Raw genomic sequence first — 26,098 nt, forward strand, 5'->3', positions numbered from 1 at the left:
CGTGACGGGGGCGCTGGCCGCCCGCGATGCGCGCGCCGCCACGCCGACCGCCGCCGCGCCCGGGGCCTTCGCGCTGGAGGAGGTGACGGTCGCGGAGCTGCGCGCGGGCCTGGAGTCGGGCAGGTACACCGCGCGTGGGCTGACGGAGGCCTACCTCGGGCGCATCCGTGCGCTGGACCGCACCGGGGACCTGCCGCTGTGCTCCGTCATCGAACTGAACCGGACGCGCTCACGCTGGCGGACGCGCTGGACGCCAAGCGCAAGGCGAAGGGCGCGCGCGGGCCGCTGCACGGCATCCCCGTGCTCATCAAGGACAACATCGCCACGGCCGACAGGATGCAGACCACCGCGGGCTCGCTCGCGCTGGTGGGCGCCGTCCCCCCGCGTGACGCCTTCATCGTGGAGCGGCTGCGCGCCGCCGGCGCCGTCCTCCTGGGCAAGACGAACCTCAGCGAGTGGGCCAACTTCCGCTCCACGCACTCGACCAGCGGCTGGAGCGGACGCGGCGGCCTGTGCCGCAACCCCTATGCGCTGGACCGGACCCCCTCCGGTTCAAGCTCCGGCTCGGGCGCGGCCACCGCGGCCAGCTTCTGCGCCGTGTCGGTGGGCACGGAGACGGACGGCTCCATCGTCTCGCCCGCGTCCGCGTGCTCGCTGGTGGGCTTGAAGCCCACGGTGGGGCTCGTCAGCCGCGCGGGCATCATCCCCATCTCCTCGACCCAGGACACCGCGGGCCCCATGACGCGCACCGTGGCGGACGCCGCGGCGCTGCTGAGCGTGCTCGCGGGTGAGGACCCACTCGACGCGGCCACCGCCGCGAGCAAGGGCCGCGCCCACCCGGACTACACGAAGTTCCTCGACCCCCAGGGGTTCAAGGGGGCGCGCATCGGTGTGCCGCGCGAGCGGCTCTTCGGCTACCATCCGGCCACGGACGCCATCGTGGAGCGCGCGCTCGAAGTGATGAAGGCGCAAGGGGCCGTGCTGGTGGACCCGGTGACGCTGCCCAACATGGCGAAGCTCGACGAGGCCGAGCTGGAGGTGATGCTGTATGAGTTCAAGGCGGGCCTGGAGGCCTGGCTCGCACAGCTCGGCGAGGGCGCCCCCGTGCGGACGCTCGCGGACCTCATCGCCTTCAACGAGAAGCACCGCGAGCGCGAGATGCCGTACTTCGGCCAGGAGCTGCTGCTCCAGGCGCGGAAGAAGGGCCCGCTCACCGACGCCGCCTACAAGAAGGCGCTCGCGACGTGCCGCCGGTACTCGCGCGCCGAGGGCCTGGACGCGGTGATGAACCAGCACAAGCTGGATGCGCTCGTGGCGCCCACCCAGGCACCGGCGGGCCCCATCGACCTGGTGCTGGGAGACCACTGGCTGGGCAGCAGCTCCACGCCCGCCGCGGTGTCCGGCTATCCCAGCATCACGGTGCCCGCCGGCGACGTGCACGGGCTGCCGGTGGGGGTGTCCTTCATCGGCCGCGCGTGGAGCGAGCCCGTGCTGCTCAAGCTCGCCTACGCCTACGAGCAGGCCTCGCACGCGCGGCGCAAGCCCACGTTCGTCCGGAGCGTGGACCTGCGCGGCGCGTAGCGCGTCAGCAGCCCGCGGGCCTCTGGCTGATGGCGTAGAGGAACATCGCGAAGTTGGCCAGGAGCTGGAGGATGACGATGGCCACGTAGGCGCCTCCGGTGGCCCACAGCGCGGCGACCTGGACCATCAGCAGGGCGCAGTTGGCGGCGACGGTGAACCAGCCGCCCGTCAGCACGGCGCCGAAGATCTTCCCCAGCGTCCCGGCCGCGTAGAACGCCTTGATGATCCGGATGATGCTGTCGGCGTCCAGGGTGGCGCTCTCCGCCACGTCCTTCACCGCGTAGAGCAGCGGGGTGCTCTCCGTGACGGCCTCCGTGATGGGGGAGATGAGCTTGGCTCCGGCGAAGCCCACGCCGAACGCCGCCAGCAGCATGGAGAAGCCGGTCGCGGCCACGGTGACGATCCACCCGACGCACGGGCTGATGGCCGCGGTCAGCTGCATCCGGCCGGCCTCCACCTTGCCCCGCGCGGTGTGGTGGAAGAAGACGAACTGGTTCCCCTGCACCTCGCCGGTGAAGGCGCCCACGGGCGCGCTCCCGGAGGCGCCCACCCGCGCCAGTCCCTGGTACAGGTTGTCGCGGGAGAGCGACCGGAACTGCTCGCGCATCGACTCGGGCAGGGTGGCCACGAGGGGTTCCAGGGAGGCGAGGATGCTCTTCGCCTGGTCCTGCGTCACCAGCTTCTGCTCGGGGAAGGACACCGGCTGCGCGAAGCTCAGCTGCGCGGAGGGCAACGGCGGGTCGGACTTCAACTGCTGCGTCGAGCTGGCCACGCCGGGCGGCGGCGTGGAGTCCGAGGGCAGCGTCGCGACGAGCGCCGGGGTGGCCGTGTTCTGGAACAGCGGCGGGTTGCCCGTCACCTGGTTGCCCAGGGCCAGACCGTTCCAGGCGTAGTACGCCACGCAGCCGTCGACGTCGCTGGGGTCCTGCGACATGTACTGCTGCACCTCGCTGGCGGAGAGCGCTCGGGACCAGAGCCCCGCGCCCTGGAGGTGCCCCTGGAAGTTGTAGGCGATCGCGCCCGGCGAATCGGACTTGAACTGGGAGCCGAACAGCCAGACCGGCTGCGCCAGCGTGGGCATGACGACCCCGGGGATGTTCATGACGAGCTGGCCGTCCTGGTAGAGGGTCAGCAGGCTGCCGTCATAGGTGGCGGCCAGGTGGTGCCACCCGCCGGGGGGCAGCTGCGAGAGGCGGCCCCAGCCCCCTCCGCCGGAGGGGGCGCGCACCTCGATCGTGAGGTCGTACGCGTTGTTGCTCCAGGAGAGGCCCAGCATGAAGCCCTGGTTGCTGACGCTGTCCATGCACGAGAACAGGGCGTGCGTGTCGGATTGGTAGGGTGAGGAAGCGTCGAGGTTGAACCACGCCTGCACGCTGAAGGGGCCGCCGTTCGCCACCGCCGTGAGGTTGTCGCGGGGCGAGGGTTGCACCGCCGCGTTCACCAGCCGCAGCGACGGGGCCAGCATCACCACCTGCGCCCCATTCAAGAGGCTGGCGTTGCCCAGGTTGCGGCCGGAGACGTCAGCGCTGCCGCCGTCGCTGAAGCTGTAGCAGGCGACGAGCGTCGGGTCCGGCTGCGGCACGTCCCACACCGGCTTGAGCTGGTCTCCGGACCGCGCGGCGGACCAGAAGGCGACGTTGAAGAACTGCGCGTCGCTGCTCATGCCCAGGACGAACGGGGTGTCGCTCCGGCCGAGGTTGGACTGGGTCCCCTGGATGAGGACCGTGCCATCCACGTACACCGTGTAGTTGCCGGCGCTCGCGCCGGTCGACACGAAGTTGATCAGGACGTACTGCCACACGTCGGGCCGCAGCTCGAGCTCCGAGACCTGACGCGACATGCCCGGCAGGGCGAACGACAGCCGCAGGCCGTGCAGTCCCAGGTACCAGGCGGATCCGGACGCCAGCAGCTTGCCGTCGTAGATGGGAACGCGCGGGCGCACCCAGAAGCCGATGGCGTACGACGCACTTCCGCTCAGGTCGAGCGGGCACTGTCCGCCCAGCGAAACGTACTGACCGAAGCGGACGTCGGCCGCGCCGTATTGATACATGGGTCTCATGGTGTGGGCTCCAGGGGGCGAGGGGGCGGTCCGTGCCCGCGGCGGTGGCGGGCATCGGGACCACTTCCTGGCAAGAGCAAGGAGCGCGCCATCGCGTCCGCGCCCGTGCTCCCCTCGGAGCCGCACGGGTGAGCGCGCCGCGTGCGTTCCGGCGTCACGCAGCCGAGTCGCGCCGGGACGCGGCGAAGCCCTCGACGTCAGGGCTTCATGGCGCGGAAGACCGCGTCCACGACCTCCTGCTCGGTGGGGAACGCCAGGCCGGTCTTCTTGATGACGACCCTTCCGTTCACCGCGACTTCAAAGACCCCGGACCCGCCCTTCTTCAGCTCCACATCCACTTCCAGCTCGTCCTTCAGCACGGCCGCCGCACGGGTGGCCCTGGGCAGGTAGCCTCAAGCAGTACAGTAGGTGATGGAGACCTTCGCGTCGGCCATGGTGTTTCTCCTGATGGGCCATGAAGAGGCCCTGCGTAAGGTTATTCGAGGAACGTGGGGCCGCCACGCTCCACCGCGCGCTGGTAGGCCGGGCGCTCGCGAATGCGGGCGAGGAAGTCCTTGAGCCGCACCATTCGCGTGGTGTCCCCGCGCGACAGGAGCGCCTCCACGGGGTAGCTCATCTGGATGTCCGCGACGCTGAACGCCTCACCGGCGAACCAGGGCGAGCGCGCGAGCTCTGCTTCAAGAAAGCCCACGTGGCGCGTGAGGTTGGGGCGCACCAGCTGTTGCTCCAGCGTGCCTCCGATCTTCCCCGTCACGGGCCGCAGGAAGAAGGGCACCGGCGCCTTGCGGATGCGCTGCGCGATGAGCGCGACCAGCAGCTGAGGCATCAGCGAGCCCTCCGCGTAGTGCAGGAAGTAGCGGTAGCGCGCTGCCTCGGGCGTCCCGGGTGGCGGCGTGAACCTGCCACCCCCGTAGCGCTCCACGAGGTACTCGAGGATGGCCGCGGACTCCGCGACAGGGGTGTCTCCGTCGGTGAGGACAGGGGACTTGCCGAGCGGGTGCACCTGGGCCAGCTCTGGGGGAGCCAGGAGCGTCTTGGGGTCCCGGGAGTAGTGGACTACCTCATAGGGCAGTCCCAGCTCTTCGAGCAGCCACAGCACCCGGTGCGACCGCGAGCGTTCGAGATGATGGACCTTGAGCATGGCGGGGTATCTACCCCGCCCCTCGGGCGCGAACCAGCCGGTCGCCCCGGGAAGCCGGGAAGCGAAGCCGCGAAGCGGCCTTCCGGACAAGCCGTCCCCAGCCCCGCCGGACTCCTCTCCTGAGCGCTGGGCTCCTGGCGCGGAGGCCCTATGCTCCCGCGCCATGCCCAGTCCCTACGTCATCAGGGCCGTCCAGTCCCGTGCGGAGCTGGAACAGGTCCTGGAGCTGCAACGCAGGAACCTGAAGCAGCACCTGTCCGAGGAGGAGCGGCGCACGCAGGGCTTCGTGACCGTGGCGCATGACCTGCCCACGCTGGAGCGCATGCACGCGGTGGCTCCCAGCATCATCGCCCTCCAGGGCTCCGAGCTCGTGGCGTACGCCCTGGTGATGCCCCGCGAGTGCCGGGAGCTCGTCCCGGTGCTGGAGCCGATGTTCGCGCTCGTCGAACAGCTCGAGGACCAGGGACGTCCCCTCCGGGAGCAGCGCTTCTACGTGATGGGGCAGATCTGCATCGACAAGGCCCACCGGGGCCAGGGCCTGTTCGAGGCGCTCTACCACCAGCACCGCGAGCAGCTCCGGGGCACCTTCGACTGCGTCGTCACGGAGGTCTCCGTGCACAACCGCCGCTCCCTGCGCGCGCATGAGCGGCTGGGCTTCCGCACCCTCCACACCTACGCGGACGCCACCGACACCTGGGCCGTGGTGCGCTGGGATTGGATCCCGCCCCCGCGGCGCCTGGAGGAACTCGAGCGCTCCGACAGGGTGCTCGCCGCGGCGGGAATCGGCCGCTGGTCCCGCGACCTGTCCCAGCCCCACATCGTCTGCGACGCCATCTGCCGCGTGCACTGCGGGCTGCCCGCGGACGGCCTGGTGGACCCCGCCCGGGTCCGGGAACGCATCCATCCCGAGGACCTGGAGCGGGTGTGGGACGCGGCCCGGCGCTCAATGGAGGAGCGGGCGCCCTTCGAGCTGCGCTTCCGGACCCGCCCGAGCGCGGAGGCTCCCTCCCGCTGGTTGCACGTCACGGGCTCCGTCTTCCACGACGCGGCGGGGCGCGCGCGGCACTTCGAGGGCATCTCACAGGACATCACGGCCGAGCGGCAACTGGAGGAGTCCCTGCGCCAGACGCTCATCGAGAAGAACGACTCGCTGCAGAACCTGGAGCTCATCAACCGCACGGGCCAGGCGCTGGGCGCGGAGCTGCAATTGGAGAAGCTGGTGCAGGGCGTGACGGACGCCGCCACCCAGCTCACCCGGGCCGCGTTCGGCGCGTTCTTCTACAACGTGCTGGATGAGCGCGGAAACGCATACATGCTCTACACGCTCAGCGGCGTGCCCCGGGAGGCCTTCGCGAACTTCCCCATGCCGCGCTCCACCCGCGTCTTCGAGCCCACCTTCAAGGGCGAGGGCATCATCCGCAGCGACGACATCACGAAGGACCCGCGCTACGGCCACAACGCGCCCCGCCGCGGGATGCCCGAAGGCCACCTCCCGGTGCGCAGCTATCTCGCGGTGCCGGTGAGCTCGCGCTCCGGTGAGGTGATTGGCGGACTGTTCTTCGGCCACCCGACGCCCGGCGTCTTCACCGCGCGCGAGGAGCGGCTGGTGGCGGGGCTGGCGGCGCAGGTCGCCGTGGCCATGGACAACGCCCGGCTCTTCCAGCGGGTCCAGGAGGCCGTCACGTCGCGAGACACGTTCCTGTCCATCGCCTCGCACGAGCTGCGCACGCCCATCACGTCCATGAAGCTGCTGTCGCAGCACATGCGCAAGCGCATCGACGCCAACGACCCGGCGGCCTTCACCCGCGAGCGCGTCACCCGGATGGTGGAGCAGACGGAGCGCTCCATCGACCGGCTCGCCCGGCTGGTGGATGACATGCTGGACATCTCGCGCATCGCCGCGGGCCGGCTGCAGCTGCACCTGGAGCGGGTGGACCTGGGCGACCTCGCGCGCGACGTGGTGGACCGCTTCGAGCAGCAGCTCACCGAGGCGGGCCATGCGCTCACGCTGCGGCTCGCGCGGGGGCTCGTGGGGAGATGGGACCGGGTCCGGCTGGAGCAGGTGCTCGCGAACCTGCTGACCAACGCCCTCAAGTACGCACCCGGGACGCCGCTCACGGTCAGCCTCCAGGCCCGCGACGACCACGCCGTGCTGGAGGTGGAGGACCGCGGGCCCGGCATCGCGCCGGGAGATCAACACCGCATCTTCGAGCGCTTCGAGCGGCTCGTCACCGCGAGCGAGGTGAGCGGCCTGGGCCTGGGCCTCCACATCGCCCGGCACATCGTGGAGGCGCACGGGGGCCGCATCCACGTGCGGAGCGCCGTGGGCGACGGCGCCCGCTTCTTCGTCGAGCTGCCCCTGGCGGGCCCCCCGGACGCCACGGCCGCGAAGCCGTAGGCCCTGGGGGCCCGCGGCGCCTTACGGGTGCGCGGAGTGAGCGGCGTGCGCGGAGTGAGCGGCGTGCGCGGGGAGGACGACCGGCGCCTCCAGGGGCGCGGTGGGCAGAAGGCCTGCTCCCAGGAGCGCGCCCTCGAGCGAGCCGTGCATCCGCGCTTCGAGCAGGTGCTGCGCGATCGGCTCGAGCGCGGCTTCCAGGTGGGGCGGGACCTTCACCAGGGCCAGGTGCGCGCCGCGCACGGCGAGGAACTCCGCCAGGTACTGGAGCGTCGCCACGCCGGCGGCGTCCACGAGCGTCACGCGCGACAGGTCGATGACCACGAGCTTCGCCCAGGGGGGACCGTCGACGAGCTCGTAGAGCTTGAGGTGGTTGATGAACAGGATGGGCCCGTCCACGCGCGCGACCAGGAGGTCCAGCGCCTCGGGGGCGCCAGTCGCCTCCGGGGCCTGCACGTGCAGGCCGCGCTGCAGCTGTGACGCATCCGTCACCCGCTGCACCTCCAGCCGCAGGGCGCCGTGGCGCCGCACGTAGAGGAGGCTCGCCAGCGCGAGCCCGGCCCCGATGCCGGCGAACACGTTGAACACGGCGATACCCAGCGCGGTGACGAGCACCACGCTCAACGTCGACTTGGACTGATTCCACATGGCAACAAGACCCTCCAGGTTGAGCAGGCGCACCCCCACGACCAGCAGGATGGCGGTGAGTGCGGCGATGGGGATGCGCGCCACCAGCGGCGCGAGCAGCGCCATGGCCACGAAGAGCCACAGGGCATGCAGGACGGAGGCGGCGCGGGTGCGCGCGCCTGCTTGGATGGACGCGCTGGCGCGCACGATGGCGCCCATCACCGGGAAGCCGCCGAACAGTCCGGCCGCGATGTTGGCCAGCCCCTGCGCGACCAGGTCCTGGTCCAGGTCACTGTGGGTGCGCGCACCCGTGAGCGCATCGAGCGAGCTCGTCGCGAGCAGCGAGCCGAGCGACGCAAGCAGCGCGAGGCCCACGGCCGCCGGCAGGAGCCCCGCGAGGTGCACGCCTTCGAAGGACGGCAGCGCGGGCATGGGCAGCGAGCGGGGCAGGGCGCCCACCGCGTCGTAGCCCGTCCCGAGCCAGACCATGAGCCCGGTGCCGAGCGTCAGCCCCACGAGCACCGCGGGGATGCGCTTGTGCAGCCGGGGCAGGGTCACCATGGCCAGCGCAGTGAGGGCTCCGGCGGCGACCCCGAGCCAGCCCACATGGGCACCCCAGGTGCGCTTCATCACGAGCGCCACGGCGTTCGCGTGCGTGTCCTCCACCGCGAACAGCCGCGGCAGCTGCGTGTTGAGCAGCAGCAGTCCGATGCCCACCGTGAAGCCCATCACCACCGGCCGGGGGATGAGGCGCGCGAACCGCCCGGCGCGCACGAACCCCATCGCCACCTGCATGACGCCCGCGAGCACCGTGGCGATGGCGAGGCCCGCGGCCCCGTGCGCCGCCACGATGGCCGCGGCCAGGGGCAGCAGCGCCGCCTCCGGCCCCGTGACCTGGAAGCGGCTGCCACTGAGCAGCCCGCCCACGACGCCCGCCACCACGCCGGAGACGAGCCCCACGCTCGCGGGCAGGCCCGCCGCGGTCGCGAGCGCGACGTTGAGAGGAAGTGCCACGCACGCCACGCTCAAGCCGGCCGCTGCATCGGCGGGCAGGCTGCCTGGGTGCACCATCTCGCGCCAGCTCTGGAGGAGCTCGCCCGCACGCCGGGTCGAGAAAGGTCGCTTGGAGAGAGCGGTTGTCGAACGCATGGACGACGGCGTCTTTCAGGTGCCGTGCCAGCCGCCCTGTCAGAGGGCGGCGTGCCCCCGCTGTCGGTCCGTCCCACCAGCGCCACTGTCGGCTGGGGCCGACACTGTCGGGGCCTACAGACGGCCGTGCGAAGTGACGGGCCGCGCCCACGGACGCGCGTTAGATTGCGCGCCATGTTGGTGCTTCGACTGCGCGCCCGGCTCCTGCTGTCCTACGCGGTGGTCACCGCGCTGCTGGTGGCGGCGTTCTCACAGATGGCCGTGGGCCTCATGCACACCCACGAGGTGGTGGCCAGCGTGGGCCAGGAGGAGCTCGCGGCCTTCGAGCGCGAGCAGCGGGTGTACGTCGCGGCGTGGGCGCTCGAGCTGGCGGTGCGGCGCGGGGTGGTGGCCTGCGAGCAGCGCGAGAGCAGCGCGGCCAGCGTGCACCGCGCTGTCGCCAGCGCGCGCCAGGATCTCCAGACCGCGCTGGGTGCCGGCACGGCGCAGCTCGATGCGGGCTTCCGCGCGAGCGCCCAGGACTATGTGCAGTACGCCCTGCAACTGGAGCAGGCCGGCACCTGCGAGTCGATGCTGTCGTTTCCCCTGCGGGAGCGGCGGCTGCAACTGGATGAGGTCCTCACCACGGTGTGGTCCGAGCGCACGCGGGACATGCGCCTGGCCATCCAGGCGAAGGAGGACCACGCGCGTGCCATCGGCTCGGCGGCGCTGCGCTCAGGCGGCCTCTTCGGCCTCCTGGGCATCCTCGCCGCGGGAGTGCTCGCCTTCGGGCAGGCGCGCACGGTGTCGAACTCCGTGGCGCTGCTCTCCACGCATGCGCGCCGCATCGGCCAGGGTGACTTCAGCCCCTTGCCCCCGCTGCGCGGGCCCGAGGAGCTGCGCGCGCTCTCGCTGGACCTGGACCGCATGCGCGGCCGCCTGGCGGAGCTGGATCAGCTCAAGAGCGCGTTCGTGGCCTCGGTGTCCCACGACCTGCGCACGCCGCTGGCCCGCGTGCGCGAGGCCCTCTCGCTCCTGGGCGATGGCAGCACGGGCCCCCTGACGCCGCAGCAGGCCCGCGTGGTGAAGCTCGCGCAGGCCGCGTGCGAGCGTGAGATTCGCATGGTGACCTCCGTGTTGGATCTGTCGCGCGTGCAGTCCGGCCAGCCGCTGCAGCGCAACGCCGGGGCCTCGGTGGAGCAGATCGTCCAGAACGTCCTCCAGGACCTCGCCTTTGAAGCGGATGAGCGCAAGGTCCAGCTGGTGTTCGAAGCGGCCGCGAAGCCCGTGCGTGCGCCCATGGATGACGCGCTCGTCGAGCGCGCCCTGTCCAATCTGGTGAGCAACGCCATCGCGGTCTCCAGGGCAGGCCAGACGGTGCGCATCACGTGTGAGCTGGTGAGCCGCAAGCGCCCTGGCGCCGCCAGCCCCGTGCCCGCGGTCCAGCTGTCCATCGCGGACCAGGGCCCGGGCGTGCCCGCGCACGCGCGCGAGTGGATCTTCCGGCCCTTCGCCAGCCTGGAGGTCGGCGGGCGCCGCAGCACGGGGCTGGGCCTGGCCATCGCGCGTGAGATGATCACCGCGCATGGAGGGGAGCTGTCGCTCGCGGACACGCCCGCGCCTGGCGCCACCTTCACCTTCTGGATCCCCCTGGAAGACCCCGCGTCCCCTGGAGAGCGCCTTGACACCTGAGCCCCCCGTCCAGCAGCCCCGCGTGCTCCTGGTGGACGATGACCTCCAGCTCGCGGAGCTCATGTCCATGCGGATGACCTCCCGCGGCTACCACGTGACCGTGGAGAGCGAGGGCAAGGGCGCCCTGCGCAGGCTCGCGCAGGAGCGCGTGGACGCGATGGTGCTCGACCTGCGCCTGGAGGACATGGATGGCATGGAGGTGCTCCGGGCCGCGCGGCAGCGGGCCCCCGAGCTGTCCGTCATCATGCTCACCGCGCACGGCTCCATCGAGACCGCGGTGCAGGCCATGCAGGAGGGGGCCTACGGCTTCCTCACCAAGCCGTTTCACGACCACGAGCTCATGCAGAAGCTCACGCACGCGCTCGAGCGCTCGCGGCTGCGCCGGGAGGTGGCCGAGCTGCGGCTGCGCATGGGCGAAAGCGGCGAGCCCCTGCTCCTGGGCGTCAGCGAGGCCATCTCGCGCGTGCGCGAGCTGATCGCGCGCATCGCCCCCACCGACGCCACCGTCCTGCTCACCGGCGAGAGCGGCACCGGCAAGGAGCTGGCGGCGCGGATGCTCCACGTGCTCTCGCGCCGCAACACGGAGCGCTTCGTCGCCGTCAACTGCGGCGCCCTCCCGCCGGAGCTGCTGGAGAGCGAGCTGTTTGGCCACGTGAAGGGCGCGTTCTCCGGGGCCGTGCGCGAGCGCGAGGGGCTGTTCGGCGCGGCCAACGGCGGCACGCTGTTCCTGGATGAGATTGGCGAGGCGTCTCCGTCCGTGCAGGTGAAGCTCTTGCGCGTGCTGCAGGAGCAGCGGCTCACGCGGGTGGGCGCGGACGTGGAGGAGCCCGTGGACGTGCGGGTGGTCGCCGCCACCAACCGGGACCTCGCGGAGGAGGTGGCCGCGAAGCGCTTTCGTCAGGACCTCTACTTCCGGCTGCACGTGGTGCCCATCGAGCTGCCGCCCTTGCGCGAGCGGAGCGAGGACATCCCCTTGCTCGCGCAGCTCTTCCTGGAGCGCACGGCGAACCGCTATGGCCTGCGTCCGCCGCGCCTCGCGCCCGCGACGGTGGAATTGCTTCAGCGCTATGGCTGGCCCGGCAACGTCCGGGAGCTCATCCACGAGATGGAGGCCGCGGTGCTCCTGGCCGGCGCGGACGAGCTTCAGCCGCGGCACGTGCCTCGCCTGGGGCAGGCGCTGGAGCGGCCCCCAGCCGAAAGCGCGCAGCTGCCAGGGGTTCCGGGCGGCACGGAGGCCTTGCCCTCGCTGCGTGAGGCCCGGGATGCCTTCGAGCGCGCCTACCTCGCGGAGGCCATGCGCCGCAGCAACGGCAGTGTCAGCGCCGCGGCGCGAATGGCCGGGCGCAACCGGAGCGACTTCTACGACCTGCTCAAGCGCCACGGCCTGTCCGCCGCTGACTTCAAGGGAACGTCCGAGGGCGGTCCCACGCGCTGAGCCCGCGCGAGCCTTGACAGCCTGACTTCACGTGGGGAACGTGCGCGCCCCCTCATGTGAAAGGCCACGCGTGTCCGCCATCTCCGCCGCCCACCTCGCCACCCTGGGGTCGCTGCTGCTCGCCGCGTCCCCGGCCCGTGCCCAGGCGACCGAGCCCGAAAAGCCCCTGGAGCCCCCCACCGTCCAGCTCTCCGAGGAGGGCTACACGTTGTCCTCCGCCGACAAGGCCTTCGTGCTGAAGATCCGCGGACAGCTCCAGGGGGATGGCCGCTTCTACCTGGCGGACTCGGACCGGACCGGCACCAACACGTTCCTCATCCGGCGCCTGCGCCCCTTCCTGGACGGGACGCTGTTCGGCTTCGTGGACTTCCGGCTCATGCCGGACTTCGGCTACATGCAGCCGCTCGTCCAGGACGCGTACATCGACCTGCACCCCGTCGAGTGGCTCCGCCTGCGCGCCGGCCGCTTCAAGACCCCCTTTGGACTGGAGCTGCTCCAGGCCAACACGGACGTCCCGTTCATCGAGCGCTCGCTCACCTTCGATCTGGTCCCCGTCCGCGACGCGGGAGTGCAGCTGCACGGCGACATCGCCGGGGGACGCCTCCAGTATGCGTTCGCGGTGGTCAACGGCGATCCCGACGGCGCCAGCATCGACGTCAACACCGACGACAGCTTTGACCTGGTGGCCCGCGTCTTCGCCCAGCCCTTCAAGGGCGATACGTCCTCCGCGCTCCAGGGCCTGGGCCTGGGCGTCGCCGTCTCCCGGGGCCTCCAGTTCGGCACGCCCTCCGCCACGACCTCCGCGACCGGCCTGGTGCCTCAGCGCAGCACCGGCCAGGAGATCATCTTCAGCTACCTGAACAACGGCACCACCGGACCGACCACCATCGCGAACGGAGAGCACGTGCGCCTGTCGCCCCAGGGCTACTTCTACTGGGGTCCGGTGGGGCTGCTCGCGGAGTACGTCCTGTCGTCGCAGGAGGTGAGCATCGGTGACCAGCGCGCGCGCCTGCGCCACCACGCGTGGCAGGCGTATGCGTCGTATGTGCTGGGCGGGGACGCGTCCTTCACGGGCCCCAAGCCCCGCCGCCCCTTCGACCCCAAGACGGGCCAGGGCGGCGCGCTGGAGCTCTCCGTGCGCTACCAGGGCCTGGACATGGACGACGACGCGTTCCCTGTCTTCGCGGACCCCACGCGCTCCGTGAGCCGGGCCCGGGGCTTCGGCGTCGCCACGCTCTTCGCCTTCAACCGGCGCGTGCGCTTCGCGTTGAACTACCACCGCACGGACTACGTGGGCGGGGCCCTGGAGGGTGACAGGGAAGCGGAGAACGTCGTGATGTCCCGCTTCCAGGTCGCCTTCTGAGAACCGGCCTCAGGGTTCGAGCTGCGGCTGCAGCGTCCAGGTGAAGGTGCTGTCCGCGTAGATGAACGTCCCGGACAGCTCGCCATTGGGCTTCGCGAGCGGCGGAGAATCCGCGTCCGTGAGGAGGATGTTCCCGGGGGCATCCTTCACCGGGCCCTTGCAGTCCGGGCCGCCGCTGACGGCGAGATCCACGAGCCGTCCATCCGCGAGCGCCGCCGTGTACGAGCGCGAGGCGTGCGACAGCCAGGATTGGATATCGGGATCCGGTGACTTCAATTCGTTGAAGGGGTTCATCAACATCACCCCGCCCGAGCCGACCAGCGCGTACTTCGTGGGCCCGTGCGTGTACCGGCACCCGCCGGACGTGTAGTCGATGTCGAGCGTGAAGTCGCCGCTGGCGGGCATGATCATGAAGGCGCCCAGCCGCTTCGTGTGCGGCAGGCTCGGATGGTCGTAGTCCCCGGTCGCGAAGCCTCCGAGCACCTGGAACTCCGCGTTCATGTCGAGGACGTGCCCCCGGCCCGACCAGCCTCCGGCCATCAGGACCGCCTTCGTGGTGCCCTTGTACTTCCAGCAGCCCAGGTTGCTGCGCTTGAGGTAGGGCGTCTTCTGCGCCTTCAGGCTCCCACCGCCACCGGGCGCGAACTTCGCGTTGCTGGTGATGATGATCAGGTCCTGGGCCCGCTGCGACTTCAGGTCACGGCAGAGGCCCACGTACTCGTAATCACTCCAGTCCTCCTCGTGCCACGTCCCGCTCGCGTCGTTCCAGAGCGCGATCACCTTCACCGGATCCTTCGACTCGGTGATGTTCTTGAACCACCCGTTGTGGAAGAGCAGCGAGCGCGTGTTCGGGTCGCTGAACGTGAAGTGCTCGTAGTGGTTGGACAGGTTCTTCAACTCGTCGTGGAGCTCTTCTTTTTTCTCGGGCGCGCCGGCCAGATCGCCGTTGAGCGCGGTGGACTTCACCTTCTCCGTGAGCTGGTCCCACTTCACGAAGGACTCCGCCTTGGCGTCGATGGGCGCCTGGTTCCAGAGCACCTTCGCGAAGTCCGGCCAGGTCTTCTCCAGCCTGCCGGGGACGGCGGAGTCCACCGCGGTGAGGCTGGAGGTCTCCGTGGTCAGCTTCTCCAGCGCCGCCACCACGACGTTCGGGCCGTGCTTCTTCGCCAGGAATTGGAAGAACAGATAGGCGCCGTAGTCGCGCGCCGCCGAGCTGCCCGCCGCCGGGGAGGTGCAGTGGCCCGGGGCGCGGTCCTCCAGGGACAGCTCCGGGCTGCTCATGAAGCAGTCGGCGTAGTCGTGCTCCAGCTGAAGCTTCTGCCCATACACCTGGTCGATGGCCCAGTTCGCGGTCGCATCGCGGATCCATCCGTAGCCGGACTGCGGGCCCTTCGTCTTGTAGGACCACTGGATGGCGTGCATCAGCTCGTGCGTCGCCGCGCCCTTGAGGTCGTCACCGGCAAGCCCGTCCCACAGCAGGATGTAGGTGGCGGCCTGCGTGGTGTCCAAGCCCTCCGGGAGGGTCAGGCCCCGGCCGGCCATGTTGGGGGTCAGGTAGATGTCGAGCTGGGGGCTTCCTCCGTAGCAGCCCGCGGAGGACTCGTCGGTGAGGGGCTCCTTGAGGCCCAGCGCCATCAGCTTCGGCCAGATCTCCTTCTCCATCGCCTCGTCCAGGAGGACGGCCTGTTCGCGCTGTCCCTTGACGGTGAACTGGTACCAGACCTTCACCTTCGAGAAGGACTTGGAGGGGGAGTCCCACCTGTCCGAGCTGGGCCGGCAGGTGGGCCGCGCCATGCTACGCAGCCGGGCGTCGGGCAGGGGCGCGTTGAGCCAGCTGCCCGGGTCGTCCGGACGCAGCAGGTACATCCCGAGCGCGTCCTGCATCGGCGCGGAGAGGTCGTCGAAGCGCGAGTGGAGCTCTTCGAGCGAGGTGACGTCGAAGCCCGGCTCGACCCGGGCCTTGTACTGGAGGGGCAGCCGGGGATCGCTGAACGCCGCGTACACCCGGTAGGCCAGCAGCTCCTCGTCGTTGATGAGGCCTGCCTCGTGCGCGGACGTGAGGACCTCGTCGCTCGACGGAAGGGACGCGTCGCCCGGCAGCACGACCACCGACAGGGTCGTGCTCACCGCGCCCACCCTGGCGGTGATGACCGTGCCGCCGGGGGCCACGCCCGTCACCCGGCCGTCGGTCACGGTGGCGTACTCGGGCAGGTAGGAGGACCAGGTCACCTGGACGTTCTTGAGCGTGTGGCCGCTGTCATCGAGCGCCTGCGCGGCCAGGGTCAGCGTCTCGCCCACCAGGAGCGTCGCCCCGTTCGGGGTGAGGGTGAGCGCGGCGACCTTGTCGTCGTCCTCCCCGGGCGTCGGATCAGGCTCGGTGGAGCTGCAGGCGAGAACAAACGTGAGCAGGCACAACGCGAGCCAGCGGGCTCCACGAAACACAGGCATTTTCAGGCCTCGAAATGTCGAGCCGCGGGGTGCGGGCTACAACGAAACTTTATCGCCATGATTCCTGATGAAGTTTCGCCAAATCAACGAAATACATCCTCGGTGCTTGGATGGCTGTCGTTGACTGGGAGGCCACAGTTGCCTCACAGGCAACAGGAGTCCGGGCCGAGGGTCAGAGGAACCTGCGGATCCGCAGGTTGACATCCTGTTGGTGGGGGAGGAGCGCTTCGCCTTGGTATTGGAAGAAGAAGGGCTCCATCAGGCGTGCCAGCGCGCGGTACTGGGGAGGGATGGCCTCCCGCTCTATGTCGATGGGGGCTGGCCATTCGTCCAGGGTGACGAGCACACGGTCGCCGACCATGGGAAGCAGGGAGACCTCCGGAAAAGGAAGCGCGTTCCGGAGCGCGTTGATGCCACCCAGCTGCCCCAACAGGGGCTGACCTAGAAAGGTGAGCCAGGCGGGACTCAGGGCGTGCGCGCCAATGACCGAGCTGTAGGCGCTGGCGTGGTAGAGGTCCAGGCTGGGGTATCGGGTGAGGAGCGTCTCAAGAAGGTGCCCATCCCCCGAAGACCAGTAGCCGTGCGGCGAGACAATGGCGGGACTGACGTATCCGAAGTTGAAAGGCAATTCTTCCGACAGCTCGAGGGCCAGTGCGCGCATCCGGAGTGCGCCGTGCTCCCGCAGGTCCTGGGTCGGGAAGGCGAATGAAACGGACGTGGCCGGATCCTTGTAGAGGGGATCCCCCAGCCGCCGCCCGTAGTACTCGAATTGGTAGCTTCCCGCTTCGCTAGGGCTTTCCGACAGCTCGATCGCCCAGGCGCCGCTCCATGGGGGCTCAAGCAGGTACTGCCGGATCTGCTCCCAGCCCGCATCATCCAATGGGGCCATGTCTCCTTCGTCCGAGACGTACCAATTCAAGGTTTTGGGCGGGATGACCTGGAGATAGCGCTGGAGGGAGCGCCAGATGGCAGGCGCGACTTCTTCAGGGGAACGGTGGAGATAGAAGGAGACGACGAGGCCGTCCTGCGCGGCCAGCCAACCGCCTTTATCTCGAAGCTGAATGGCGGGATGGGATTGCTTCATGGTTCCCACACTCCTCTCTGTGGCGAGATGAGCAAAGGCTTTCCGCCCAATGCGGCTTCGTAGACGGTGCGCTGGTTGCTTCCGAAATAGGGGCTCCCTGGGCCATACGAGGTCCACTGTGGCTGGTTGCTGGCCGGGCACGGGAACTTGAAGTCCAGCGTGAGCACGGACTTCAGCAGGTTGCGGTCGCCGTGCAGAACGATGTCCGGCTTGAGGGTCCCCCTGAGTTCGTCGGTGCAGCCATCAGCGATGAGCTGCGCTTCCTTCTGCTTGCTGACGGTCTCCACCATCCGGACATGCGGGTAGTAGCGGTAGCGCTGCTCGATGCTGAAGGGCGCGGGCCACAGCCTCCTCAGCACCTCTTCGGCGCACTGAAGTGCGAGCACGTGCTTCTGCTTGCCCAGGAACATGGCCCGGGTCACGGGATTGCCGCAGCGGTCCTTCTCAACGACTTCAGCGCACTCCTGCCGCGTCGGAGGTCGGTCTTGGAAATAGCGCGCATTCCCCACCTGCTCGGCTTGCACCGCGCATGCGGCGAGCTGCTTTTCGAGCTCACCCGCATCATGGTCCTGTTGCATCAGTGCGAGCATGGCCGGCGGAATGGCTCGGAGCAGGGGAGACGCGGCGGCCCGGGTGGCGGACGCGGTGGCCTGCTCCGCCACATACGCGGCATACCGCGCCCGTGCGGCCGTGTCCGTATCCACGAACCCCAGCTCTCCATGCCGGGAATGCCGTGAACCACCAGCACAAGCCGTCAGCAGGGCACAGGCCATCCAGAGAATCTTCACGGGACGCATGCGCCGGACTCTACCCGACGCCATGCCGTCATCTTCTCCCACGCCGGGCCACGGCGGGCCCTTCGTCCCGGTGTGGAACCGCGCCCAGGAGCACCTGCCACCGGTGGCCCTTCGCGGGCGTCGCCATCCTCAAGCGCGCCGACCTCGCGGAGGCCATGCACCGCAACATCGGCAGTGTCAGTGCCGCAGCGCGAATGGTCGGGCGCAACCGGAGGCGTACGGGACTTGAACCCGTGGGCCAAGGCGATAGGAAACCCAGGCAGGACCCTGACTTGGGAACTCCAGTTCCGTTCAGGCCTCCTCGTCGGGAAGGAGCGTCCGGAGAACCTCGTCATCAGGACCGAGCGGGCGCCAGCCGGGAGGTGGTGGACTGGCGAGGAGCACGTCGCGAACGAAGCGCGTGACCCGCTTGTGCTGCTCCGCCTCGTACAGCAAGCCGCTCAACACCTGCACTGCGGCAACGTCGTTGCCCAACTCGTCGGCCAGGACGAACAGCGGAACGGCAGGGCGCGCATCGGCAAAGGCGGTCAGTGAGTCGTAGCCTCGCTCACGGACCCGTTCGTACAGGCGCGCCTTGATGTTGCCCTGCCATGCACCTCCGTCGCTAATCGTCCTCTCCCACGACTGGCCTGGTGCCCCAGCGCAGCACCGGCCAGGAGGTCATCTTCAGCTTCCTGAAAAACGGCACCCCCGGACCGACCACCGTCGCGGACGGAGAGCACGTGCGCCTGTCGCCCCAGGGCTACTTCTACTGGGGCCCGGTGGGGCTGCTCGCGGAGTACGTCCTGTCGTCCCAGGAGGTGCGCGTGGGGGAGCAGCGCGCGCGCCTGCGCCATCAGGCGTGGCAGGCGTATGCGTCGTATGTGCTGGGCGGGGACGCGTCCTTCACGGGCCCCAAGCCGCGCCGTCCCTTCGACCCCAAGACGGGGAAGGGCGGCGCGCTGGAGCTCTCAGTGCGCTACCCGGGCCTGGACATGGACGACGACGCGTTCCCCCTCTTCGCGGACCCACGCGCTCCGTGAGCCGGGCCCGGGGCTTCGGCGTCGCGACCCTCTTTGCCCTCAACCGGCGCGTGCGCGTCGCGTTGAACTACCACCGCACGGACTACGTAGGCGGGGCCCTGGAAGGCGACAGGGAAGCGGAGAACGTCGTGATGTCCCGCTTCCAGGTCGCCTTCTGAGAACCGGCCTCAGGGTTCCATCTGCGGCTGCAGCGTCCAGGTGAAGGTGGAGCCCGCGTAGAGGAACGTCCCGGACAGCTCGCCGTTGGGCTTCGCGAGCGGCGGTGAACCCGAGTCCGTCAAGACGATGGTCCCGGGGGCATCCTTCTCCGGCCCCTTGCAGTCCGGGCCGCCGCCGACGGCGATATCCACGATGCGTCCATCACCAATCGCTGACGTGTACGAGCGCGAGGCGTGCGACAGCCAGTTCTGGGTGTCGGGATCCGGCGACTTCAACTCGTTGAAGGGGTTCATCACCATCACCCCTCCATTCGCGACCAGCGCGTACTTCGTGGGCCCGTGCGTGTACCGGCAGCCTCCGAAGTTGTAGTCGACGTCGAGCGTGAAGTCGCCGCTGGCGGGCATGATCATGAAGGCGCCCAGCCGCTTCGTGTGCGGCAGGCTCGGATGGTCGTAGTCCGCGTTCGCGAAGGCTCCCAGCACCTGGTACTCCAGGTTCGAGTCGAGGATTTTTCCCTGGCCTGACCAGTTCGCCCCCGTCAGGACCGCCTTCGAGGTGCCCTTGTACTTCCAGCAGCCCACGTTGCTGCGCTTGAGGTAGGGCGTCTTCTGCGCCTTCAGGCTCCCACCGCCACCGGGCTGGAACTTCGCGTTGCTGGTGATGATGATCAGGTCCTGGGCCCGCTGCGACTTCATGTCACGGCAGAGGCCCACGTACTCGTAATCGCTCCAGTCCTCCTCGTGCCACGTTCCGCTCGCGTCGTTCCAGAGCGCGATCACCTTCACCGGATCCTTCGACTCGGTGATGTTCTTGAACCACCCGTTGTGGAAGAGCAGCGAGCGCGTGTTCGGGTCGCTGAACGTGAAGTGCTCGTAGTGGTTGGACAGGTTCTTCAGCTCGTCGTGGAGCTCTTCTTTTTTCTCGGGCGCACCGGCCAGATCGCCGTTGAGCGCGGTGGACTTCACCTTCTCCGTGAGCTGGTCCCACTTCGCGAAGGACTCCGCCTTGGCGTCGATGGGCGCCTGGTTCCAGAGCACCTTCGCGAACTCCGGCCAGGTCTTCTCCAGCCTGCCGGGGACGGCGGAGTCCACCGCGGTGAGGCTGGAGGTCTCCGTGGTCAGCTTCTCCAGCGCCGCCACCACGACGTTCGGGCCGTGCTTCTTCGCCAGGAATTGGAAGAACAGATAGGCGCCGTAGTCGCGCGCCGCCGAGCTGCCCGCCGCCGGGGAGGTGCAGTGGCCCGGGGAGCGGTCCTCCAGGGACAGCTCCGGGCTGCTCATGAAGCAGTCGGCGTAGTCGTGCTCCAGCTGAAGCTTCTGCCCATACACCTGGTCGATGGCCCAGTTCGCGGTCGCATCGCGGATCCATCCGTAGCCGGACTGCGGGCCCTTCGTCTTGTAGGACCACTGGATGGCGTGCATCAGCTCGTGCGTCGCCGCGCCCTTGAGGTCGTCACCGGCGAGCCCGTCCCACAGCAGGATGTAGGTGGCGGCCTGCGTGTTGTCCAAGCCCTCCGGGAGGGTCAGGCCCCGGCCGGCCATGTTGGGGGTCAGGTAGATGTCGAGCTGGGGGCTTCCTCCGTAGCAGCCCGCGGAGGACTCGTCGGTGAGGGGCTCCTTGAGGCCCAGCGCCATCAGCTTCGGCCAGATCTCCTTCTCCATCGCCTCGTCCAGGAGGACGGCCTGCTCGCGCTGTCCCTTGACGGTGAACTGGTACCAGACCTTCACCTTCGAGAAGGACTTGGAGGGGGAGTCCCACCTGTCCGAGCTGGGCCTGCAGGTGGGCCGCGCCATGCTGCGCAGCCGGGCGTCGGGCAGGGGCGCGTTGAGCCAGCTGCCCGGGTCGTCCGGACGCAGCAGGTACATCCCGAGCGCGTCCTGCATCGGCGCGGAGAGGTCGTCGAAGCGCGAGTGGAGCTCTTCGAGCGGGGTGACGTCGAAGCCCGGCTCGACGCGGGCCTTGTACTGGAGGGGCAGCCGGGGATCGCTGAACGCGGCGTACACCCGGTAGGCCAGCAGCTCCTCGTCGTTGATGAGGCCTGCCTCGTGCGCGGACGTGAGGACCTCGTCGCTCGAAGGAAGGGATGCGTCGCCCGGCAGCACGACCACGGACAGGGTCGTGCTCACCGCGCCCACTTTGGCGGTGATGACCGTGCCGCCGGGAGCCACGCCTGTCACCCGGCCGTCAGTCACGGTGGCGTACTCGGGCAGGTAGGAGGACCAGGTCACCTGGACGTTCTTGAGCGTGTGGCCGCTGTCGTCGAGCGCCTGCGCGGCCAGGGTCAGCGTCTCGCCCACCAGGAGCGTCGCCCCGTTCGGCGTGAGGGTGAGCGCGGCGACCTTGCCGTTGTCTTCGCCCTCCCCGGGCGTCGGATCCGGTTCGGTGGAACCACAGGCGAGGACGAACGTGAGCAGGCACAACGCGAGCCGGCGGGCTCCATGAAACACAGGCATTTCTCAGGCCTCGAAATGTCGAGCCGCGGGGTGCGGACCACAACGAGACTTTATCGCAGGGCTCCGGGAAGAGTTTCGCTAAGCCAACAAAATATCACTTGGCGGATTGGTGGCTGTCGTTGACTGGGAAGCCACAGTTGCCTGACAGGCAACAACAGAGAGGGAACCAGGCACCGGGTCAGCGGAGCGCTTCTTCGTTCCCAGCGGCCACCAGGCGGAGCCCCACTGAAGCCTGTTACCGGGCCTTGTGGCGCTGCTCTGCCAGTTGCGTGTTGAAGTCGCGCTCGGAGGCATCTGCGTAGGCCTTGCAGCTCATTGCCTTGGCGCCGGCCGCGGGGCCGGCTGCATAGTCCCAGCCGCTGGAGCCTGGATGCGGGGTCAGCAGCACATCGCAGGGCAGGGCGCGCACGGTGGCGAAGCTGCGCCGGTAGTCGTCGACGATGCGCGGGTAGCGCGGGTTGGCCAGCAACTTGTAACCGGGAGCGCTGAGGCTGTCTGCGTAGGCAATGCGGACCGGTTTGCCCTCCCGGGTATCGTTCCACGTCCAGCCGATGCTGCCCGGGGTGTGCCCCGGCATGAAGTGCGCGGTGAACTCGACGCCGCCTTGCGAGACGACCTCGCCGTCCATGACCACGCGGTCCACCTCGACGGGCGGGAAGGTGATGTCGTCACCGAAGTGCAGGTCGTTGCTGCCTCCGCGCGCCAGCATCACCGCGGACTCGGCGCTGGCCACGACCCGCGCGCCGGTGCGGCGCTTCAGTGCGGCGAAGGGGCCGGCGTGGTCGGCATGCGCGTGGCTGCTCAGCAGCAGGCGCAGGTCCTGTGGCGCGAAGCCGCGGCGCTTCAGGTTGGCCAGCAGATGGTCGGCCATCTGGGGCATGCCGCCATCGAGCAGCACGAGGCCGTCCTGGGTCTCCACCAGCAGGGCGGTCAGCTCCTGGGTGCCGATCTGCCAGGTGTGGTCGGCGATGCGCAGCGGCTCCATGGGCTGGAGCCAGGCCGCATCCACGGTATAGGCCTGCAATTGCGGCAGGGGCGGCGGCGCGGCGGCGGTGGGCGTGGCGTGCAGCAGAAATGCGGCGAGGGCGCGGGTGATGGTCTGGAGGCGCATGGCGCCGGCATCCTAGCCCCGCTGCCAGCCCTTGAGCTTCGCGTACAGCGAGCTGCGGGAGATGCCCAGCTTCGCCGCCGCTCGCTCCACGTGGCCGCTCTCGCGCGCCAGCACGCGCTCGATGTGGCGGTGCTCCAGCTCCTCCAGCGTGAGGTCCTCGCCCAGGGGCTCCTCGGCGGGGAGCAGGGACTCGAAGCGCAGGGCGCTCCGTGACAGGCGGGCGCTGCCGGACAGGAGCACGGCGCGCTCCAGCACGTTGCGCAGCTCGCGGATGTTGCCCGGCCAGGCGTAGGCCATCAGCGCGCGCTCCGCGTCCGGCTCCAGCTCCACCTGGCCGCGGCCCCGGTGCGCGCCCATCTCAGCCAGGAAGTGGCGCGCGAGCACCGGCACGTCCTCCGCGCGCTCGCGCAAGGGCGGTACGTGGAGGATGAGCGTGCTGATGCGGAAGTACAGGTCGCTGCGGAAGCGCTTCTCGCGCGCGGCCACCTGCAGGTCCTGGTGCGTGGCCGCGACGAGCCGCACGTCCACGCGCCGGTCCTTCACGTCGCCCAGCCGGCGGAAGCGCTTCTCCTCCAGCACCTTGAGCAGCTTGGGCTGGACGGCCACGTCCATGTCGCCAATCTCATCCAGGAACAGCGTGCCCCGGTCCGCCACCTCCAGCAGGCCCTGCTTCGCGGCCACCGCGCTGGTGAAGGCGCCCTTCTCATGGCCGAACAGCTCTGAGTCCAGCAGGTCCTTGGACAGCGCCGCGCAGTTGAGGTCCACGAAGGGCGCCTCCTTGCGCGGCCCGCCTTCATGCAGCCAGCGCGCGAGCACGCTCTTGCCGCTGCCCGTCTCGCCGGTGACGAGCACCGGGCTGTCGCTGTCACGCACGCGCTCCGCCTCGTCGCGCAGCGCTCGGATTGCGAGGCTGTTGCCCAGGAAGGGGTCCACCTGGGTGCGCGCCGTGCGCGAGCGGTCCGCGGCCAGCCGCTGCCGCTCGCGCCGCTGGGCCACCAGCCGCTCCAGCACCACCTTGAGCACCGCCAGCTCCAGCGGCTTGGTGAGGAACTGCTCGGCGCCTTCCTTCACCGCCTGCACCGCGAGCTCGATGGAGCCGTGCCCGGTCAGCACCACCAGGGGCACCGCCGCGTCCAGCTCCTTGAGCCGCGGCAGCAGCTCCAGCGCGGTGCCGTCCGGCAGCCGGTAGTCGATGACGGCCACGTCGGGCCGGTGCGTGCGGAAGCCCTCCTGGGCCTCCGCCACGCTGGTGGCCTCGGCCACGTCGAAGCCGTGCTGCGTGAGGTAGCCCTTCATGCCCAGCCGGACGCCGGGCTCGTCGTCCACGAGCAGGATGCGGGTGCGCGTCATGATACCTGTGACTTCGGAAGGGCCCCGGCGATCACTGCCGGGGAGAGGGCGGGCAGCAGGATGGTCACCTCGGCGCCTCCTTGAGGATGGTTGGACAGGCGGATGCGCCCCTGGTGTTCCTCCAGGATGCGCTGGACGATGGACAGCCCCAGGCCGGTGCCTCCCCGGCGCTTGCTGAAGAAGGGCTCGAAGACGTGGGGTAGGTCCTCGCTCTTGAAGCCGGGCCCTCCGTCGTGGACGGTGCAGCGCACCCACGCGCGGCCTGCCTCCTCCACGGCCTCCGCCGTCACGTGGACGGTCGCGCCCGGGGGCGAGTACTGCACGGCGTTCTCCACCACGTTGCGGAAGACGTGGAACAGGCGGCGCGCGTCCATGCGCACCGGGGGCAGCGCGTCCGACAACGCGCGCGTGAGCTTCACGGAGGCCTTGTCGCCGGGAAGCTCGCAGGCGGACAGGGCCTCGGCGACCACCGGCCCCACGGCGCCGTCCGTCCACTCGCCCCGCGTGGGACGGCCGTACTCGAACAGCTCCTGGGTGAGGTGGGTGAGGCGGCGCACCTCGCCGCGCAGCACGTCCAGGTACGGCTGCAGCTCCGGCTGCGTGCCGTAGGTGGCCTCCACCGCGTCCACGACGGCGGAGATGGAGAACAGGGGGTTTCGCACCTCGTGGGCCACGCCCGCGACGATGGCACCCATGGCGGCCATTGTCTCACTGCGCCGCACGTGGGCCTGCAGCTCCAGGAGCCGGGTCACCTCCGTGGCCACCAGGATGATGCGGGCATCCTCACTGGCCCGCTCATCCACCCAGGCGGCCGCCAGCTCCCAGGTGCGTCCGGACTCCGCGTCGTGCACCTGGCGGCTGGCGCTGCCGTGCGTCGCGCGCAGCTCCTCCACCAGCGGCTCCGCGCTGGACCAGGGCGGCGCCCCGACGGTCGCGGACAGCGGCTGGCCGGAGGGGTCCGCCTCCCGGAAGAGCACGCGGGCGGCGTCGTTGAGGCGGTGGATGACGCCGTCCGCGCTCAGCACCAGCAGCGGCGAGGACACCGCGTCGAAGGTGCGTCGCCACTCCGTCGCGGAGCGGCGGAAGCTGTCGTTCAACCGCTGGCGCAGGTCGTCCGCGAGGCGCCGGTCGGTGATGTCGGTGACGACGCAGCCCAGGTGCACGCCGCCCCGGTCGTCCAGGCCGGAGGCCGCGGCGCGGCTGCGCACCCAGCGCAGGCGCCCGTCCGCGCAGATGATGCGGTGCTCGATCTCCACCTCCGTGCTCGGGGCCAGGGCCAGGGACTCGATACACTCGCGGTAGCGCGTGCGGTCCTCCGGGTGGATCATCTCCGCCCACAGCGGCGAAGGCGTGCCCTCCGGGCCGGTGCCGGTGAAGGCGCTGGCCGGGTAGCCGGTGGTGCGCTCGATGACGGGCGTGCAGTAGAAGTCACGCAACACGCCGTCCCGCAGCTTCCCACCCCACAGGTAGTCCGGCAGCGACCGGGTGAGCACGTCCAGGCGCCCCTCGTGCTCCTGGAGCGACGCCTCCGCGCGCATCCGCTCCGTCACCTCCGACAGGGACGCGATGACGCCCAGCACCGCGCCGCCCGCGCCGCGCACGCGCGAATAGCTTCCGAACCAGAAGCGCGTCTCGCCGGGGGCCGCGGGCGTCTCCACCTGGAGGCTGAGGTCCTGCAGGGGCGCGTCCGACTCCAGCGCGCGTGAGAGCCGGGGCGCCAGCGCGGTGCCCAGCGCGGGCAGCACCTCCGAGACGTGCCGGCCCAGGTGCGCCTGCGCGGGCAGGCCGTTCATCGCGGCGAGCGCGGCGTTGACGTGCACGTACTTCAGGTCGCGGTCGTAGAACGCGAAGCCCACCGGCGTGATGGCCATGACCGCGTCGCGCAGCGCCCGCGCGTCGTCCGCCTGCTCGCGCAGCCGGTCGCACTCACGCTCGCTCCGGGCCAGGGCGCGCAGGGCGGCCATCACGCCCACCGAGGCCAGCGCGAACGCGCTCGCCGCCAGCACGGCGATGCGAGCCCCCGGTGTCAGGCCTCCGCTCCACACCCCCACCAGGGCCATGAGCGCCGCGCACGCGCTGGCGACGGCGGCAATCCTGGGGAGTGGGGGCGGGGAGGGCGAGGACATGGCGCGCGAGGAGCGCGCCTCACTCTACGTTTCCTCGCATCGACTTGCATCGCGGCGAGGCCCTGATCAGCGCAAGCGCTGGACGAAGGTCCAGGAGGATGCCGCGAAGCCAATCCTCTGGGTGAAT

19 protein-coding genes are annotated in these 26,098 nt (G+C 70.0%); 7 read left to right on the forward strand and 12 right to left on the reverse strand.

From position 1 onward, the window contains the following. The first annotated feature begins 198 nt into the window (after positions 1 to 198). On the forward strand, positions 199 to 1,581 hold the full coding sequence (locus AABA78_RS29045) for an amidase (protein ID WP_338267955.1): 1,383 nt from the start codon (positions 199 to 201) through the stop codon (positions 1,579 to 1,581). 4 nt (positions 1,582 to 1,585) lie between these two features. Here the strand turns inward: AABA78_RS29045 and AABA78_RS29050 are convergent, their stop codons facing one another. The 3 genes from AABA78_RS29050 to AABA78_RS29060 all read right to left on the reverse strand — a co-directional run bounded on the left by AABA78_RS29050 (position 1,586) and on the right by AABA78_RS29060 (position 4,781). Then, positions 1,586 to 3,640, reverse strand: a complete 2,055-nt coding sequence (locus AABA78_RS29050; protein WP_338267958.1) for a LamG domain-containing protein — start codon at positions 3,638 to 3,640, stop codon at positions 1,586 to 1,588. A gap of 197 nt (positions 3,641 to 3,837) precedes the next feature. Further along, positions 3,838 to 4,074, reverse strand: a complete 237-nt coding sequence (locus tag AABA78_RS29055) for a SelT/SelW/SelH family protein (protein ID WP_338267960.1) — start codon at positions 4,072 to 4,074, stop codon at positions 3,838 to 3,840. A gap of 41 nt (positions 4,075 to 4,115) precedes the next feature. After that, entirely contained in the window at positions 4,116 to 4,781 is a 666-nt protein-coding gene (locus tag AABA78_RS29060; protein WP_338267962.1) for a glutathione S-transferase family protein, read from the reverse strand. A gap of 163 nt (positions 4,782 to 4,944) precedes the next feature. Here AABA78_RS29060 and AABA78_RS29065 point away from each other — a divergent pair, with 163 nt between their 5' ends. Next, complete coding sequence (locus AABA78_RS29065; protein WP_338267965.1) at positions 4,945 to 7,179, forward strand: GNAT family N-acetyltransferase; 2,235 nt, start codon at positions 4,945 to 4,947, stop codon at positions 7,177 to 7,179. 21 nt (positions 7,180 to 7,200) lie between these two features. On the opposite strand, the gene AABA78_RS29070 is transcribed toward AABA78_RS29065, so the two are convergent. Continuing rightward, entirely contained in the window at positions 7,201 to 8,952 is a 1,752-nt protein-coding gene (locus AABA78_RS29070) for a SulP family inorganic anion transporter (protein WP_338267969.1), read from the reverse strand. Between the two features lie 174 nt (positions 8,953 to 9,126). On the opposite strand from AABA78_RS29070, the gene AABA78_RS29075 reads away from it, so the two are divergent. The 3 genes from AABA78_RS29075 (at position 9,127) to AABA78_RS29085 (ending at position 13,421) form a co-directional block, all read left to right on the forward strand. Beyond that, positions 9,127 to 10,623, forward strand: a complete 1,497-nt coding sequence (locus tag AABA78_RS29075; protein ID WP_338267971.1) for a HAMP domain-containing sensor histidine kinase — start codon at positions 9,127 to 9,129, stop codon at positions 10,621 to 10,623. Then, on the forward strand, positions 10,613 to 12,058 hold the full coding sequence (locus AABA78_RS29080; RefSeq protein ID WP_171412289.1) for a sigma-54-dependent transcriptional regulator: 1,446 nt from the start codon (positions 10,613 to 10,615) through the stop codon (positions 12,056 to 12,058). The genes AABA78_RS29075 and AABA78_RS29080 overlap by 11 nt, the downstream gene beginning before the upstream one ends. Positions 12,059 to 12,128: 70 nt before the next feature. Then, complete coding sequence (locus AABA78_RS29085; RefSeq protein WP_171412290.1) at positions 12,129 to 13,421, forward strand: porin; 1,293 nt, start codon at positions 12,129 to 12,131, stop codon at positions 13,419 to 13,421. A 9-nt stretch (positions 13,422 to 13,430) separates the two neighbouring features. Here AABA78_RS29085 and AABA78_RS29090 read toward each other — a convergent pair whose 3' ends face one another. The 4 genes from AABA78_RS29090 to AABA78_RS29105 all read right to left on the reverse strand — a co-directional run bounded on the left by AABA78_RS29090 (position 13,431) and on the right by AABA78_RS29105 (position 18,359). Next, positions 13,431 to 15,869, reverse strand: a complete 2,439-nt coding sequence (locus AABA78_RS29090; RefSeq protein ID WP_338267976.1) for an Ig-like domain-containing protein — start codon at positions 15,867 to 15,869, stop codon at positions 13,431 to 13,433. Positions 15,870 to 16,041: 172 nt separating this feature from the next. Next, positions 16,042 to 16,953 carry a type VI immunity family protein gene (locus tag AABA78_RS29095; RefSeq protein WP_338267979.1) on the reverse strand — a complete coding sequence of 304 codons (912 nt, stop codon included), beginning with the start codon at positions 16,951 to 16,953 and terminating at the stop codon, positions 16,042 to 16,044. Then, positions 16,950 to 17,750: a hypothetical protein gene (locus tag AABA78_RS29100; protein ID WP_338267980.1), complete on the reverse strand. Its 801-nt coding sequence runs from the start codon at positions 17,748 to 17,750 to the stop codon at positions 16,950 to 16,952. The genes AABA78_RS29095 and AABA78_RS29100 overlap by 4 nt, the downstream gene beginning before the upstream one ends. Positions 17,751 to 18,041: 291 nt before the next feature. Beyond that, on the reverse strand, positions 18,042 to 18,359 hold the full coding sequence (locus tag AABA78_RS29105) for a hypothetical protein (protein ID WP_338268050.1): 318 nt from the start codon (positions 18,357 to 18,359) through the stop codon (positions 18,042 to 18,044). A 23-nt stretch (positions 18,360 to 18,382) separates the two neighbouring features. Between AABA78_RS29105 and AABA78_RS29110 the strand changes: the two genes are divergently transcribed. Both AABA78_RS29110 and AABA78_RS29115 read left to right on the forward strand, forming a co-directional pair. Beyond that, positions 18,383 to 18,772: a putative porin gene (locus tag AABA78_RS29110; RefSeq protein WP_338267983.1), complete on the forward strand. Its 390-nt coding sequence runs from the start codon at positions 18,383 to 18,385 to the stop codon at positions 18,770 to 18,772. Beyond that, positions 18,769 to 18,930, forward strand: a complete 162-nt coding sequence (locus AABA78_RS29115) for a hypothetical protein (RefSeq protein WP_338267986.1) — start codon at positions 18,769 to 18,771, stop codon at positions 18,928 to 18,930. Before AABA78_RS29110 ends, AABA78_RS29115 begins: the two co-directional genes overlap by 4 nt. A gap of 9 nt (positions 18,931 to 18,939) precedes the next feature. On the opposite strand, the gene AABA78_RS29120 is transcribed toward AABA78_RS29115, so the two are convergent. The 4 genes from AABA78_RS29120 to AABA78_RS29135 all read right to left on the reverse strand — a co-directional run bounded on the left by AABA78_RS29120 (position 18,940) and on the right by AABA78_RS29135 (position 25,971). Further along, complete coding sequence (locus tag AABA78_RS29120; protein ID WP_338267988.1) at positions 18,940 to 21,384, reverse strand: Ig-like domain-containing protein; 2,445 nt, start codon at positions 21,382 to 21,384, stop codon at positions 18,940 to 18,942. A 235-nt stretch (positions 21,385 to 21,619) separates the two neighbouring features. Beyond that, the gene (gene bla, locus AABA78_RS29125; RefSeq protein WP_338267990.1) at positions 21,620 to 22,495 is read right to left on the reverse strand and encodes a subclass B3 metallo-beta-lactamase; all 876 of its coding nucleotides are present in this window, start codon (positions 22,493 to 22,495) and stop codon (positions 21,620 to 21,622) included. A gap of 12 nt (positions 22,496 to 22,507) precedes the next feature. Beyond that, complete coding sequence (locus tag AABA78_RS29130) at positions 22,508 to 23,845, reverse strand: sigma-54-dependent transcriptional regulator (RefSeq protein WP_338267992.1); 1,338 nt, start codon at positions 23,843 to 23,845, stop codon at positions 22,508 to 22,510. Continuing rightward, positions 23,842 to 25,971, reverse strand: coding sequence for a PAS domain-containing sensor histidine kinase (locus AABA78_RS29135; RefSeq protein WP_338267994.1), 2,130 nt, complete (start codon positions 25,969 to 25,971; stop codon positions 23,842 to 23,844). Before AABA78_RS29135 ends, AABA78_RS29130 begins: the two co-directional genes overlap by 4 nt. Between the last annotated feature and the right edge of the window lie 127 nt (positions 25,972 to 26,098).

Source organism: Corallococcus caeni, assembly GCF_036245865.1.
In the GTDB taxonomy this organism is placed as follows: domain Bacteria; phylum Myxococcota; class Myxococcia; order Myxococcales; family Myxococcaceae; genus Corallococcus; species Corallococcus caeni.